The organism is Aminobacter sp. NyZ550, from assembly GCF_025628925.2.
GTDB lineage: Bacteria > Pseudomonadota > Alphaproteobacteria > Rhizobiales > Rhizobiaceae > Aminobacter > Aminobacter ciceronei.
Genome location: NZ_CP114190.1, coordinates 2,189,159 through 2,203,207, shown reverse-complemented (window position 1 = coordinate 2,203,207; position 14,049 = coordinate 2,189,159). Strand labels below are relative to the sequence as shown.

General features: G+C 60.1%; 12 protein-coding genes. 7 read left to right on the top strand and 5 right to left on the bottom strand.

The window, feature by feature from the left end:
• Positions 1–771: 771 nt before the first annotated feature.
• Entirely contained in the window at positions 772–1,608 is an 837-nt protein-coding gene (locus N7E70_RS10845; protein ID WP_263006336.1) for a ParA family protein, read from the top strand.
• 512 nt (positions 1,609–2,120) lie between these two features.
• Positions 2,121–2,828: a hypothetical protein gene (locus N7E70_RS10840; protein ID WP_263006335.1), complete on the top strand. Its 708-nt coding sequence runs from the start codon at positions 2,121–2,123 to the stop codon at positions 2,826–2,828.
• Between the two features lie 437 nt (positions 2,829–3,265).
• Here N7E70_RS10840 and N7E70_RS10835 read toward each other — a convergent pair whose 3' ends face one another.
• The gene (locus tag N7E70_RS10835) at positions 3,266–4,195 is read right to left on the bottom strand and encodes a sugar phosphate isomerase/epimerase family protein (protein WP_263006334.1); all 930 of its coding nucleotides are present in this window, start codon (positions 4,193–4,195) and stop codon (positions 3,266–3,268) included.
• Positions 4,196–4,390: 195 nt separating this feature from the next.
• Between N7E70_RS10835 and N7E70_RS10830 the strand changes: the two genes are divergently transcribed.
• From N7E70_RS10830 to ugpC, 5 genes are all read left to right on the top strand, one after another.
• The gene (locus N7E70_RS10830) at positions 4,391–4,765 is read left to right on the top strand and encodes a hypothetical protein (protein ID WP_263006333.1); all 375 of its coding nucleotides are present in this window, start codon (positions 4,391–4,393) and stop codon (positions 4,763–4,765) included.
• Between the two features lie 160 nt (positions 4,766–4,925).
• On the top strand, positions 4,926–6,257 hold the full coding sequence (locus N7E70_RS10825; RefSeq protein WP_263006332.1) for an extracellular solute-binding protein: 1,332 nt from the start codon (positions 4,926–4,928) through the stop codon (positions 6,255–6,257).
• A gap of 76 nt (positions 6,258–6,333) precedes the next feature.
• On the top strand, positions 6,334–7,218 hold the full coding sequence (locus tag N7E70_RS10820; RefSeq protein ID WP_067958858.1) for a carbohydrate ABC transporter permease: 885 nt from the start codon (positions 6,334–6,336) through the stop codon (positions 7,216–7,218).
• Positions 7,219–7,232: 14 nt separating this feature from the next.
• On the top strand, positions 7,233–8,129 hold the full coding sequence (gene ugpE, locus N7E70_RS10815) for a sn-glycerol-3-phosphate ABC transporter permease UgpE (protein WP_067958855.1): 897 nt from the start codon (positions 7,233–7,235) through the stop codon (positions 8,127–8,129).
• Positions 8,130–8,141: 12 nt separating this feature from the next.
• Entirely contained in the window at positions 8,142–9,281 is a 1,140-nt protein-coding gene (gene ugpC, locus N7E70_RS10810; RefSeq protein WP_263006331.1) for a sn-glycerol-3-phosphate ABC transporter ATP-binding protein UgpC, read from the top strand.
• A 179-nt stretch (positions 9,282–9,460) separates the two neighbouring features.
• Here ugpC and N7E70_RS10805 read toward each other — a convergent pair whose 3' ends face one another.
• The 4 genes from N7E70_RS10805 to N7E70_RS10790 form a co-directional block, all read right to left on the bottom strand.
• Complete coding sequence (locus N7E70_RS10805) at positions 9,461–9,823, bottom strand: LysR substrate-binding domain-containing protein (RefSeq protein ID WP_269441456.1); 363 nt, start codon at positions 9,821–9,823, stop codon at positions 9,461–9,463.
• 178 nt (positions 9,824–10,001) lie between these two features.
• Positions 10,002–10,388, bottom strand: coding sequence for a LysR family transcriptional regulator (locus N7E70_RS10800; RefSeq protein WP_154386848.1), 387 nt, complete (start codon positions 10,386–10,388; stop codon positions 10,002–10,004).
• Between the two features lie 277 nt (positions 10,389–10,665).
• Positions 10,666–12,291 carry a TadE/TadG family type IV pilus assembly protein gene (locus N7E70_RS10795; protein ID WP_263006329.1) on the bottom strand — a complete coding sequence of 542 codons (1,626 nt, stop codon included), beginning with the start codon at positions 12,289–12,291 and terminating at the stop codon, positions 10,666–10,668.
• A 97-nt stretch (positions 12,292–12,388) separates the two neighbouring features.
• Positions 12,389–14,011 carry a peptidoglycan D,D-transpeptidase FtsI family protein gene (locus tag N7E70_RS10790; RefSeq protein WP_263006328.1) on the bottom strand — a complete coding sequence of 541 codons (1,623 nt, stop codon included), beginning with the start codon at positions 14,009–14,011 and terminating at the stop codon, positions 12,389–12,391.
• Positions 14,012–14,049 lie beyond the last annotated feature (38 nt).

Here is a 14,049-nt window from a genome sequence, read left to right as displayed (position 1 = left end):
CTCCATGGGTGAACCATGCTTCTACCAATCTCACAGAAAGACGAAGGAAAGTCTAATTCGATGCCAGTGCGAGTAGAGGACTCTGTAGAAAGGCGACAGGTTCCAACTGCTAGCAAGTTCTTTACCCACACCAAGAGCGCTTCATTTTCGGTGCCCACCTGACGGCATAGCCTTCCTCCAAAAGAATATGTTCCGCCAGCTGCCCATCCCCCAAACGCATCCGAACAAGCCGCCTTCGCTTTTCGGTCTTGTCGCGGACCCCGGTGTCCTCAATACGAACGCCAGGACTTCTAAGTAGCTGGGCAAGGCGCTTCTTGGCCTCCTGACCCAGCATGTTTTCGCGCGCGCATTTGGCGTGGCTGCCGATCTCTGGCGTGTCTATGCCAGACTTGAATGGCACGCCATCGCCTATTAGACGCATGTTCTCGCCGTTACACTTGATTGTGTCCCCGTCAACGGCGACAAGTTGCACACAGGCCAGGACAGTCCCTAAGGCTATTGTAAGCATGCGTATTCCTGTACGTGTGGTTCGAGATTGCTGGCACAACTCCGAAGGGAGGGGGCCCCGCAATCGATATGGGTTAGGATCGTCTCCCCCCTGATTGTTATGCATTGCTCGCAATCGACGCGCTAGACGATGGTCCGTAGTACAGCGCCTGTAAAAGCCAGCTCCAAGCAGGCCCTAGGAAGAAAGAGCATTGGAAACCTCAGTTCGATACCGCTATTGATTGATGCGACATGCCGTAGGCGGGCTGCCGCGCAGGGGGGACGATGACCACAGTAGCAGTAGTAAACATGAAAGGCGGGGTTGCCAAAACGACCCTCGCCACAAATCTCGCGGATGCGCTTGTGAAGCGAGAAGACTGCAAGGTTTTATTGGTCGACCTCGACCCTCAGTTCAACGCGACCCAATGCCTATTGTCTGGCGAGGAGTATGTCCAAAGGCGACAAGAAGGCGGCCACACGATCGTCACCATTTTCGATGATAGCCCTGCACCTGTAAGCGCCGTCAACCTCGACGCCATTACTCCGAAGCTCGACCTCGGCCAAATCAAACCCTGGAAGGTTAAGGACGGGTTCGATCTTATCCCTGGGGACCTGGAACTTTATCGGCTGGAGATGGCTGCGGGCCAAGGTCGCGAGCAACGTTTGCGCCGATATCTGGAAGCCATCAAGGCTGATGAAGTCTACGACTTCGTCATTATAGATACGCCACCAACACCATCCCACTGGATGATGGCGGCTCTACTGGCGTCAAGCGGGTATCTCGTGCCAGTGAAGCCTGAGCCGCTATCACGCACCGGTATTGACCTATTGCGCGGCGTGGTGGAGCGATGCTCAAATAATCATGGTCATCCGATAGAGTGCCTTGGCGTTGTGCTCACCATTGTTGAAACGAACACGGTGGTGTATCGCGAGGCTATCGAATTTCTGGACAAGAATGGCGTCTGGAAGGGAAAGCGATTTAAGAATGTGCTTCCTAAACGAACGAAGCTCGCGGCCAAACAGGGAAGCCAAAAGCTAATTCTCGATCTGGACGACACGACACTGAAAAGCCACCTGGCGGGCATTGCCAGAGAGTTCTTGGAGAATGCGGCTAATGGTTGAGCCGAAGAGCAAGCGACAAACCGCTCGCACCGAAAAGGTGAAGGATCCCAGGGCCTTTAAGCGCTTCCTGGAGGAGCTTTCCTGGTTGCTTGAGAGCCACAGCAACCTCGACTTTCGGTCGCTCGGAGCCAACGTAGAAGTGATTAGTGAAACGGAACGGAACTTTAATCGGCACGTTCCAAGAAATCCAAACATCAGGTTCCTTGTTGGAGCACTGCCCACGGTATTTTCGGACGATAGGTATTTTCCTACTAACGAAGACTTGGCCGAGTTTGCTTCACAAGCGCTGAACTTGCCGGTCCCTCGATGGGAAAAGAGGTCCCGATATGAGCTCATAGGCTTGATAGTGTGCGAAACTGTCAAGTTAAATGACGACCGCTTAGCCCGGCTCGTCAATGCCCTTTCTCGGATAACTTCTGAAGATCCGAATGCACAGGCGATATTCCAATCGCGAAGGGAAGAAAAATTAAGCTGGAATGAGATAATACAAAGATTAACGCACGGAAGATAACATGCCGTTCGATAATGCTTATGCCGAACTCCGGAAATTTGTAACAAATTATCGACTACTTGAGATTTTTGAGCAAAACGACCTAGAAAAATCTTTCAAGAAATCTTTCAAGAGGACATTTCCTATCCTGATCATAGAGCGAGCAATAAATCAATCGCCCCCATGGAAGGACAAAATTAAAAACGAGAATTTTTCAATTTATTTGAAAGAGGCTATCTCAGACATTCTTCAGTCTTTTCTTCTTGCAACACAGGGCATGTACAAACCAGGGCATCTATCTCTACGAAGCGGGCTAGAGAATTTTGTTAAATGCATCGGGCTATCGCAAGATCAAAACGTCCTGTCTTTGACTTCCGTCTACGAATTAATGGACGTGGTCAAAGACACCGCTTTCATCTCGAAAGACACCGAAGCAAGAAAGCTTTTCCAAACATTGAGAGCAGAGTACACGTCCCTCTGCGGACACGTACATACGTCCAGCTCAATGTACATGGCGCTTACAACTGTCGTAGGCGTATTTCCTCGCTACGTACCGAACGAAGCTCAAAAGCTCCTGGAGCAGATCACAAGAGTTTCTTCAGCAATCACAAAAATACTTATATTGCTTTTTCCGAATACATTTAAATTATTACATTACAAGCATCACGACGCAATATGCGATGTCCTCCCTAAATCATTCAAGAGATATGTAAACGTGCAGGTGGATTAGCGATCCAAGACCACATCGGATGGGAGGAAGGGGAGACTGCACCTGAGGCCAGTGCTATCCGAATGGTGACGCTGCCCGCAGTTACAGAGGATTTTTTCCTTAGCCCTAGGAAGAGAATTGGCCCCTGTCGTCCTTCAGTCGAAATGGCCTGATTGTAAGGTCGCTTTCCCGCGCTAAAGGTGGTACCTAGTTGGGTACTAGTGACGCAAAATAGATGTTTAAAATCAGAACGTTCGCTGAAAGCACAGCTTCTCCACTTCCCGCTACCACTTCCTCACCTCAAGACAGCATGCAGCCGGCGTAGCAGATGCCGCTTTCGGGGTTCGTCCCCACGAGCGCTCGTCGTCGTTGAGGCATTTTGCTGCCTGCCAGACGCGCCTCATTGACGCGCGGCGCCGGGAAGCTCGGCGCCGCAGAGATGGATGTTGGACGCTCGATCAGGCGGCGCGGGCCTGACCGATGACCTGGGCCTTGTCGGCCAGCGCCTTGGTCGCATCGACGGTTTCCTCAGCGGCGTACCAGTAGCGTTGCTTGAGCTCGATATTGAACAGCACGCCCTCGGGGAAGCTGCATTCGGCCATCAGCGTTTCCCAGGGGATGTCGCCCCAACCGACCGGCAGGTGCAGGTCGCCATGGCCGTAGGCGAGGCGCTCACCCTCGGTAAACATCCAGATGTCGTCCTGGCGGCCGAAGCTGTCATGCATGTGGAGATGGCGGGCATACGGCGCCAGCGCCTTGATCTCCCCGACGAAATCATCGCGGCGGCCGTCGAAGTCGAGCTTGAGATAGGCGTGGCTGAAGTCGAGGGTCGCGACGACATTGGGGTGGGCGATGGCCTCCAGTTCGCGGGCGAGGCGCGACGGCGACGAAGCATGGATCTTGCCGTCATAGCCTGCAAACAGCGTCTCGACGCAGAGAAAAAGGCCGTGCTGGCGGGCGATCTCGCCAGCCTTGGCCAGCCATTCGCGCTGGCGGCCATAGGCGGCCTCGATGCCATGGCCCTGCTGCAGCGGTGTCAGGCCGGAGTGCATGACATAGTTTTCGGCGCCGACCTCAGCCGCTATTTCAAGCGAGGCCTCGAGCACCTCGAGGTGGCGCGGCAAGCGAAATGCCTCGTCCATGAAGTTGATCGCCAGCGGGCCATGTACCGAGAAGCCGACGTCGCGGCCTGATGTGGCGCGCTTCAGCGCCTCGAACTGCGGCCTGCGGATCCTGCCACCGACCACGAGGTCCATGTCATATGTGGGCAGCTCGATCGACTCGACGCCCAAGGCTTCAATCATGTCGAGCTCGTCGCTGAAGTCGGAAAGGTCGTCGGCGCGCTTGTGCGCTGAAATGCCGGTGCCGGCAGTGCCATTGGCAAGCATGGTCTGTTCCTCGTCTTGGAGAATGGCGGGGCATCGCCCCTCGGGTGAAAACCGTGGGCAGACTGGTCCGGCTACGTGTCAGCCGTTTTGCGTGAGCGTGACGCTTTGCTGACAGTGCACGGGCGCCATCGGCCATGGACATTGGCCGGCAAATGTCATTGAATCGTCATCGCAACGTCATGAACGGGTACCGCGATGCGACGCTTCCTGCAGGTGCTGTTGATGCTGTCGGCCGCGTTTCCGCCGATGTCGGCCGCTCTCGCGGGCGAGCTCAGTTCGGCCGAAATCCGCAGCGAACTCGTCGGCCGTTCGATCTCGTGGTGGGAACAGGGCGGCTGGTTCAGTGGACAGATGATGCTTTTGCCCGACGGCCGCGCCGAGATCAGCATCGATGCGCCGAAGCGGGCCGGCGATAGCGGCCGCTGGATGGTGCGCGGCGACCAGCTCTGTACCGTCTGGGGCGATTTCCGCTCCGGCCAGGAGAAATGCTACTCGCTCCAGCGCGGCGCGGCCGGCCGCTTCGAGACCAGCGGCGGCAACGTCTTCGAGGTCAGGGAAGCCGGCGTCTGACAGACTGCGTTCTTGGATGAGAGCAGCTGCGCGGCCGCCATTCCACGCTGTCGTTGATTGTCGTCATTCTGTCACCGGATCAAGACGTGCCTGTCATCCCGTCAGGGTACGGGCTGCAGCGAGCATTGTGCTCGCACCAGCTTCCTGAGGGAGACGACGGATGAAACGACTGTTCCTGCTTGCAACTGCGGCAAGCGCCATTGCGACGGCCGCCGGTGCGGCCGAGCGCACCAAGTTCGATTTCTGGTACGGCCTGACCGGCGACCTCGGTGAGGTCGTAGCCAAGCACTGCCAGCTGTTCAATGAATCGCAGGACAAGTACGAGGCGGTCTGCACCGGTCAGGGCGGCTACGACAAGGCCGAGCAGAACACGATCGCCGCTTATCGCGCCAAGCAGCAGCCGACCATCGTCCAGATATATGACGCTGGTACCGTCAACTTCATGCTGTCGGGCGCCATCTATCCGGCCAACAAGTTCACCGAGGAGCACAAGCTCGACATCGACTGGAAGGGCTATTTCCCCGGCATCGCCAACTATTACGCCACCTCCGGCGGCGACATGTGGTCGTTCCCCTACAATTCGTCGACGGCCGTGTTCTACTGGAACAAGGATGCCTGGGCGAAGATCAACAAGACCAGCGCCCCCCAGACCTGGGCCGAGCTCGGCGAGGACCTCAAGGCCATGAAGGCCGCCGGTGTCGAGTGTGGCTTCGCCTTCGACTTCGACACCTGGATGAACCTCGAGCAGTTCTCCGCCACTAATAACCTCCCCGTTGCCTCGATGGACAACGGTTACGGCGGCCTCGGCGCCGAGCTGGTCTTCAACAAGACCGCCTTCGTCGACCACATGAAGGACTTCAAGAGCTGGCTCGACGCCGGCTACGCCAAGATCCAGACCACCCAGGTGGGCAAGAACCTTGTGCAATCCTTCGCCGACGGCAGCTGCGCCTCGACAATCACCTCGATCGCCAACCACGGCACGGTCAAGAACACCCAGGTCGCCGGTCTCAACTGGGACGTGGCGATGCTGCCGGTGATCGACACCACCAAGCGCACCAACTCGCTGGTCGGCGGCGCCTCGCTGTGGCTGATGCAGGGCAAGACGGATAAGGAATACGAAGCTGCCGCCGCATTCCTGAAATATGTGACGGCTGCCGACACCGGCGAGAAGTACATCGCCGAGAACACCGGCTACATCCCTGTTACCACCAAGGGATTCGACCTGCTCAAGCAGGAAGGCTTCTACAGCGACCCCAAGCATACCGGCCGTGAGGTCGCCATCGCCTCGCTGACCGCTTCCGACGTCGGCCCGCTGTCGCGCGGCATTCGCCTCGGCAACTTCACCTCGATCCGCGCCGAAGTCCGCGCCGAACTCGAGGCCGCCTTCACCGGCCAGAAGGACATGCAGACGGCCATCGATGCGGCCGTCGAACGCGGCAACCAGATCCTGCGCCGCTACGAGCAGACCTACAAGGGCGCTGCCCTGCCCTGATCCTCAGGCGCGGGACCAGTCGGGCGCCGCTCTCCGCGGCGCCTATTTTTCAGCATAGCGGACCGGGAGACGTTGCTTGGAAAAGCGCGCCACTTTCTCCAACCTGTGGCTGGCGGCAGCCTTCATCGCGCCGCAGATGCTGCTCATCTTCGTCTTCTTCTACTGGCCTTCGGGCGAGGCGCTCTACTGGGCGGTCACACTCGAGCCGCCATTCGGCGGCAGCAACGACTGGGTCGGCCTGCTCAATTTCCAGACCGTCTTCGCCGATCCCAAATATTGGAGCTCGGTGCGGATATCGCTCGCCTTTGCCGGCATAGCCACCGCGCTGTCGTTGGTCATCGCCGTTATCCTCGCGCTGTTCGTCGACAGACGGTTGCCCGGACACCAGGTCTACAAGTTCACCTTCTTCCTGCCCTACGCGCTGGCAGCACCCGCCGTCGGCCTTGCCTTCCGCTTCATCTTCTCGCCGGATGCGGGCTTCGTCTCGGCCATCAACCGGGTCTTTCCCGACATCTGGAATCCGGCGCTCGATGGCTATGACGCCTTTGCCCTGATTGTCTTTGCCCAGAGCTGGAAGATGGTCGGCTACAACTTCATTTTCTTCCTGGCCGCACTCCAGTCGATACCGCGCTCGGTGATCGAGGCTTGCGCCATGGACGGCGCCGGCGTGATGCGCCGTATGCGCGACGTGCAATTGCCGCTGATCGCGCCGACGCTGTTCTTCCTGATCGTCATCAACATCACCGACAGCTTCGTCGACAGCTTCGGCATCGTCGACATCACCACCGGCGGCGGCCCGGCCCGCGCGACCGACCTGATGGTCTACAAGATCTATGCCGACGGCTTTCAGGGCAAGGACTACTCGCTCGCTGCCGCCCAGTCGATCGTGCTGATGCTGCTGGTCATCGCCCTCACTGTCATCCAGTTCCGCTACGTCGAGCGGCGCATCCACTACAGCTGACCGGAGCGCCAACCGTGATCGAACGTACTCCCATCCTCGACTTCGCCACCCACGCGCTGCTGATCTTCAGCCTGGTCGCACTGCTGATCCCGCTGTGGATCGTGTTCGTGGCGGCGAGCCACGACTTTCACACCGTCAACCAGGTGCCGATGCCGCTCTGGCCCGGCGGCCACCTGTTCGAGAATCTGTCCGCCGCCTGGGAGCGGGGTAACTTCGACCGGGTGATGCTGAATTCGCTGATCGTCGCAGGCGGCGTCACCATCGGCAAGATCTCCATCTCGGCGATCTCGGCCTTCTCGATCGTCTACTTCAACTACCGCCTGCGCATGGTTTTCTTCTGGCTGATCTTCATCACCCTGATGCTGCCGCTGGAGGTGCGCATCGTGCCGACCTACGCGGTTGCAGCCGATGCGCTGAGGCCGTTCCAGTCGATGCTCGATTTCGTCGGCATCAGCGTCAATCTGCCGGAGTGGAACCTGCTCAACTCCTATTCGGGTCTGATCCTGCCGCTGATTGCCACCGCCACCGGCACGTTCCTCTACCGCCAGTTCTTCCTCACCGTGCCCGACGAGTTGACCGAAGCCGCCAAGATGGACGGCGCAGGCCCGGTACGCTTCTTCTTCGAGGTGCTGTTGCCACTGTCGCGAACCAACATGGCAGCGCTCGCCACCATCATGTTCGTGTGGTCTTGGAACCAATATCTCTGGCCGCTGCTCGTCGTCACCGACCACCAGAACTACGCCACCGCCACCATGCAGTTGCAGAAGGTCGTGCCCGGTCCGTTGTTCGGCGAGCCGCCGGTCTGGAACATCGCCATGGCGGCCAACCTGATCGTCCTGGCCCCGCCGGTGCTGGTGACCATTCTTCTGCAGCGCTGGTTCGTGCGCGGCCTCATCCAGACCGACAAGTAAGGAGACCAGACCATGGCCCAGATCGCCATTCGCGGCGTGCGCAAGACCTACGGCAAGAACGAGGTCGTGCACGGCATCGACCTAGACATCTCCAGCGGAGAGCTGGTCGTCATCCTCGGCCCGTCCGGTTGCGGCAAGTCCACGCTGCTGCGTATGGTCGCCGGACTTGAAGCGATCTCCGACGGGGACATCTCGATCGCGGGCAAGATCGTCAACAAGCTCGAGCCGCGCGAACGCGGCTGCGCCATGGTGTTCCAGAACTACGCGCTCTATCCCCACATGACGGTTGCCGACAACATCGGCTACGCGCTCAAGATCGCCGGCATTTCGAAGGCTGATCGCCGCGAGCGTGTGAAGGGAGTGGCGACATCACTCGGTCTCGGCGAGTTCCTTGACCGCAAGCCGGGCCAGCTGTCCGGTGGCCAGCGCCAGCGCGTCGCCATGGGCCGGGCGATGATCCGCGAACCCAAGGTGTTCCTTTACGACGAGCCGCTGTCGAACCTTGACGCGCGGCTGCGCGTGGCGATGCGCGTCGAGATCCGCAAGCTGCACCAGCGCCTGGGCGCAACCACCCTGTTCGTCACCCACGACCAGATCGAGGCGATGACCTTGGCCGACCGCATCGTCGTCATGAACAAGGGCGTCATCGAGCAGGTCGGCGCGCCTGTGGAAATCTACCAGCGCCCGGCGACAACCTATGTCGCCGGCTTCATCGGCACGCCCGGTCTCAACCTGCTGCCCGGCACCATCGATCCGGCCAAGGGCATCATCACGCTCGAGGACGGGCAGGAACTGGCCTATGACCGTGGCCGCTGGCCCGCGGCGGTTCTTGGGCCGATCACCGCCGGCTTCCGCGCCGAGGCAGTGGAACTCGGCTCGGGCGGACTGTCGGGAACCTACGAATTCTCGGAAGAACTCGGCGCCGCCCAACTGGTCCACGGTACGGTGGCGAAGTCGATCGTCATCGCCCACATCGTCGGCAGCAGCCGGCGCAAGGCGGGAGAGCCGCTGTCGTTCCGGGTCGCGCCGCAGCATCTCCAGCTGTTTGACCAGCGCAGCGGCCGCCGGTTGAGCGGCGAAAAGAGCCCTGAAGTTTCGCTGGACGCCGCGTCCGACATCGTTGCCGAGCGACCGATGCTGATGCCCGCCTGACAGGTGAGAACGACGAAGCCATTGAGCCCAAGCCATTGGCTTGACTTGTGCCTCTGTGAGGCCGGCCCCGCCCCCTCTCGCCAGGCCCTTTTGCTTGGACTTACGGATGCGCGTATCCAACTTCCGCTACCGGTTCCTCACTTTGAGACGGCATGCGGCCGGCGAAGCAGACCTTCCTGCTAGCCCGTCATCTGCTGGATGATCCATTTCCTGAAGGCGATCACGCCTGGGCTTCGCCTTTGTGCCGGCGACGTCACCAGGTGGTACTGCAGGTCCGACGGGATGATCTCGTCGAAGCATTTGACCAGCCGCCCCGCGGCGAGGTCGTCGGCGACAAGCGAGGACCGTACCAACGCCAGCCCAGCATCCTGCCGGCACGCCGCGATCATGTCGGAGAATGTCGGGAAGCTCGGCCCGGCCTGAAAATCGAACGGTCCCTCCACGCCGTCGACAGCAGGAAACTGCCCCTTCCCGTCGTAGATCTGCCCATGCCAGCGCTCCCAATCCAGCACCGTGTGCCGGGCGCCTTCATAGCGCAGCAAGGGAGTGCCGCGCGCAGTGCCTGGCGACTGGGCAGAGCCCTGGCAACGGCCGGTGACGAGACGGCGAATTCGTAGTCCTCGGTAAGGCGGAAGGCTTCGGTGCCCGGCAGTGTCCCCGCCAGCCAGATCGCAACGCCGATTTTGTCGATGTCGAAGCGGGCGCGCCGGTATTCGATGGTCACGCTGACGTCGATCTCTGGGTGGGCGACGCAGAAGCCGCCGAGCCGCGGCTGCAACCACTGGCTGGCGAATTCCGGTGTCGTCGAGATGCTGAGCTGTTCGCTCCGGAGGCTCGGGCGCGCGTCTCCAGCACCGCCTCCAGCGCCGACAGCGCCGCGACGATATCAGGTATCGCCTTGTCGGCCAGGACTGTCAGCTCGACACCCTTCCTGCTGCGCACGAACAGCGGCGTGCCCAGCCAGGCTTCGAGCTGCGCGATCTGATGGCTGATGGCCGTCTGGGTCAGCCCGAGCTCCTCGCCCGCTTTGGTGAAGCTGCGTGTGCGCGCCACCGCTGCCATGGCGCGGAGCGTCTGCAGCGGCGGCAGGCGGGAGCCCTGTTTCATGAAATTCCTTCATGCCAAGAGTGACGGTACTTCATTGTACCCGACGCATGGCGGCATGCAAATCGTGGAGAGCTATGAAACAGCTGCCGGTCGTTTCTATGAAGAAAATCTCTGATACAGTCAGGCGCGTGTTGCGGCGCTTTCGCCGCCATGGTCGCCCGTCTTCTCTCCCGAGTTACCTCCAGCGCGACATCGGCCAGCCGCACAAGCCTGATCGGCCACGCCATTGGGCCGACTTAACGCCCGACGGCTTGTCAGATCGCATGATCGAGCAATCTCAATGCGTGATCAGCAGCGGCGAGATTGAGTTGGCGATGGTCTGGAACGCCGCCTTCAGCTCGGCGATGTTCTTGGTCGGGAAGTAGTAGCCCGGACCCGTCGCGCAGGTGCTGTAGAGATCGCGATTGGCCGGGGTGTCGGCACCCAGAACCACCGTGTAGACGATGACATCCTGCTTCTTTAAATCGGCACAAACGGTCTTCGTCGCCTCGTTGACTTTCTTGAGCGCGCCGGCGCGGTCTAAAGCCCCCATGCGTCCGGTATCGAGGTAGCTGTAGGAACCATAGTCCGACCTGTTGATGGTTTCCTTGGCGGCGCCGAAGACATTGTTTTCGCCGTCAGTGAAGACGACGACGACCTTGGAGGTGTCAGCCGCCTTGAAGGCATCGCCCTCGGTGAACGGCGCGCCCGGCGACAGGACACGATAGCCCCAGGCGAGGCCTTCGGAAACGTTGGTCCCCGAACCGTACCAGAAGTTCATGTTGTCGAGTTCGCCCTTGATCTTCTTGACAGGATCGCCACCTAGCTTGACCAAGTCCTCGGTCAGCGGAACGACAGGCGTCGCGCAACCGTAGTTCGGCCCAGTGGTGTCGTTGGGCGTCTCCTTCAACTTGGCGTTGGCACGCGCCGTTGCGTCGGAATACTTCTTCTGGGATTTCTGCTTTTGGGCATTGGTTCCCCCGACCACATCGTCCAGGTAGCTGTTGTTGAAATAGTCACCGCTGTTGGGGGACTTGATCGGCCCGCCCGGCTCATCCGGGGCGAAGTAGGGCACGAACAAGGTGTCCGGCTTGGTGATGTCAGGAGCGTCGTCCGTCAGTGCGTAGATATCGCGGCGCGCTTCGACGCAGCCTTTCCATTCGCCCTTGGGGCCCGTTTTCCAGTTTTTCTCCAGGTCCTTAAACAGCTTCCAATGGCCGACACGGCTCTTGTCCTTGCCTTTTTCGTCCAAGTTGGGCTCGAAGTTCTTGCCGTTCCATGATTTGTCGTCCAGCGGCACCTCTTCCCGCATATCGATCCACGACTGACTGAAACCCTCGGCACTCTTGATGTTCACGGCAGTCACGAACGGCACAAGGGCAGCCCGAATCTGGCGCTCGGGCCGATCGGCCTTGACCTTCTGCAAGGTCTTGATGATCTCCTTGGAGCCTTCGATCAGCGCCGCCATGTTGGCCGCGCCCATCGAACCGGTGTTGTCGAGCACCAGCGCCACTTCGAGCTTGGAGTTCGATTCAAAGGCATTCGCCGTGGCGGCGACGGCCGAGCTCTGCCCGAAGATGAAGGCGAAGTTCAACTTGATGTTGGCGTCGGCGGTGGCGGTGGTCTTGATTTCGTTGACGGTTTGCTCAAAGACGAGCTTGGCCTTGGCGTTGACCAGCGCCGGCTTGTTGGCAACGTTGGCGGCAAAGAACGCGTCGAATGTGGCCTGCCGAGTGCCGGTCTGATCGCTCAGTCGCGACGCTGCCAGCACCGCTGAATCGAGCGCGTTCTGCAGGTCCGATCTGGCCTTCATCAGATTGGCGATATCGAGCGCGAAGCCGACGGCGGCCAAAAGCACAGGCAGCAAAATAGCGAACATCATCGCGAAATTGCCGCTTCTCGACAGCCAGAAGCGATTGAGCACGACAGCCTCCCCGAAATCCCGCAGAGGCTTTTGCATACAAACAATTTAAATTGAGTTTAGCAAAGTTCATACAACCGCAAGATGACTTGCTTGGCACTCAAAGTTCTCCCGCTGCGTCACCTTCCTTGCCGTCGCGAGAGGCTACGCCAGTCCCGAAGAACTGCGGCTGCAAACCCAGCATCGGCAGGACACGTCGGAGGATGGCGCCGCCAAGGGGAACGGCATTCCAGCCTGAGGTCCTGAAGCCGAACGTCTCCGGCAGGCCCTTGGGCTCGTCCAGGATGGTCAACAACAGATATCGCGGCTTGTCGGCCGGAACCACAGCCATGAACGAGGTCATCACCAGGTCCTTGGCGTAGCGGCCATTGACGACTTTCTCCGCCGTGCCCGTCTTGCCGCCGACGAGATAGCCCGCGACGGCTCCATTCCTGGCCGAACCGGCTTCGGCGTTGTAGCGCAGGAGATAGCGCATCGCATCCGCCGTGGCAGCCGAGACGAGTCCCGAGCCGATGATGCGGCCGGCGACCGGGGCGCCGTTGATGAAGGTCGGGGTGATCAGGCGCCCGCCATTGACCAGCGCTGCAATGCCCATGCTCGCCTGCAACGGCGTCACCGCAATGCCATGGCCGAACGAGACGGTTGCCGTCGTCACATCGCTCCAGCTTCGCGGCAGGATCGGGCCGGCGCTCTCCGGCAGTTCGGTGCGCAGTCGCGACATCAGGCCGAAGCGCGTGAGGTAGGCCCGCTGCGCTTCACCGCCCAAGGTCATGGCAATCCTCGCCGTCGATATGTTTGAGGAGTAGATGAACACCTCCGGGATGGTCAGCATGCGGTACTTGCCGCGATAATCGTGGATCATCTGCCGCCCGAACTGCAGCGGCTTGCGTGCATCGATGACCGACTGCAGCGTGAACTGGCCGGAATCGAGCGCCATCGCGGTGGTCAGCGCCTTGAAGGTCGAGCCCATCTCGAAGGCGCCGGCGCTAATCCGGTTGAGCCGCTCGGGCTGCAGCGCATCGATGGGTTCGTTGGGGTCGAAATCAGGGAACGAGGCCAGCGCCAGCACCTCGCCATTGTCGACATCGAGCAGCAGGCCGGCGCCTGCCTTGGCCTTGAAGCGTGCCATTGCCTTCAATATTTCGTCAGCAAGGGCGTGCTGGATACGGACGTCGATCGTCAGCGCCACCGGCTGCAACTGCCTCGCATCGCCGGCCATTCCAGCAAGATTGAGCTCCTGCAGACCCTGACCGTCGATCCACTTTTCGATGCCCGATATGCCTATGTTGTCGAGATCGACTGCGCCGAGCACATGAGCAGCCAGCGAACCGTTGGGATAGATGCGACGCTTCTCCGGACGGAGCCCGATGGCCGGTAGCCCGGCGTTCCACAGTGCCTGTTTCTGCGCCGGCGTGACCTGACGCTTGAGCCAGGCGAAGGCGGCGTCGCTCTTCAGCCGCTGGTGCAACTGGCGCGCATCGAGGTCCGGAAAGATGGCCACCAGTTTCTCGACCGTCTCGTCGACATCAGGCACATAGCGCGGTTCGGCATAGACCGATGCGCTCGGCAGGTCGGTTGCCAAAAGCACGCCATTGCGATCCAGGATCTGCGGCCTGGCATTGGCCACCCCCCTGAAGGCATAGGCCGGTCGCTCGTTGCCGGCCAGGCCAAGCTGCACCAGTCGTCCGCCGATGGCTGCGAACAAGAGGGCAAACGCCGCCATGACAAGCCGGATGCGGCCTCCGGCATTTCTCGCGCCAC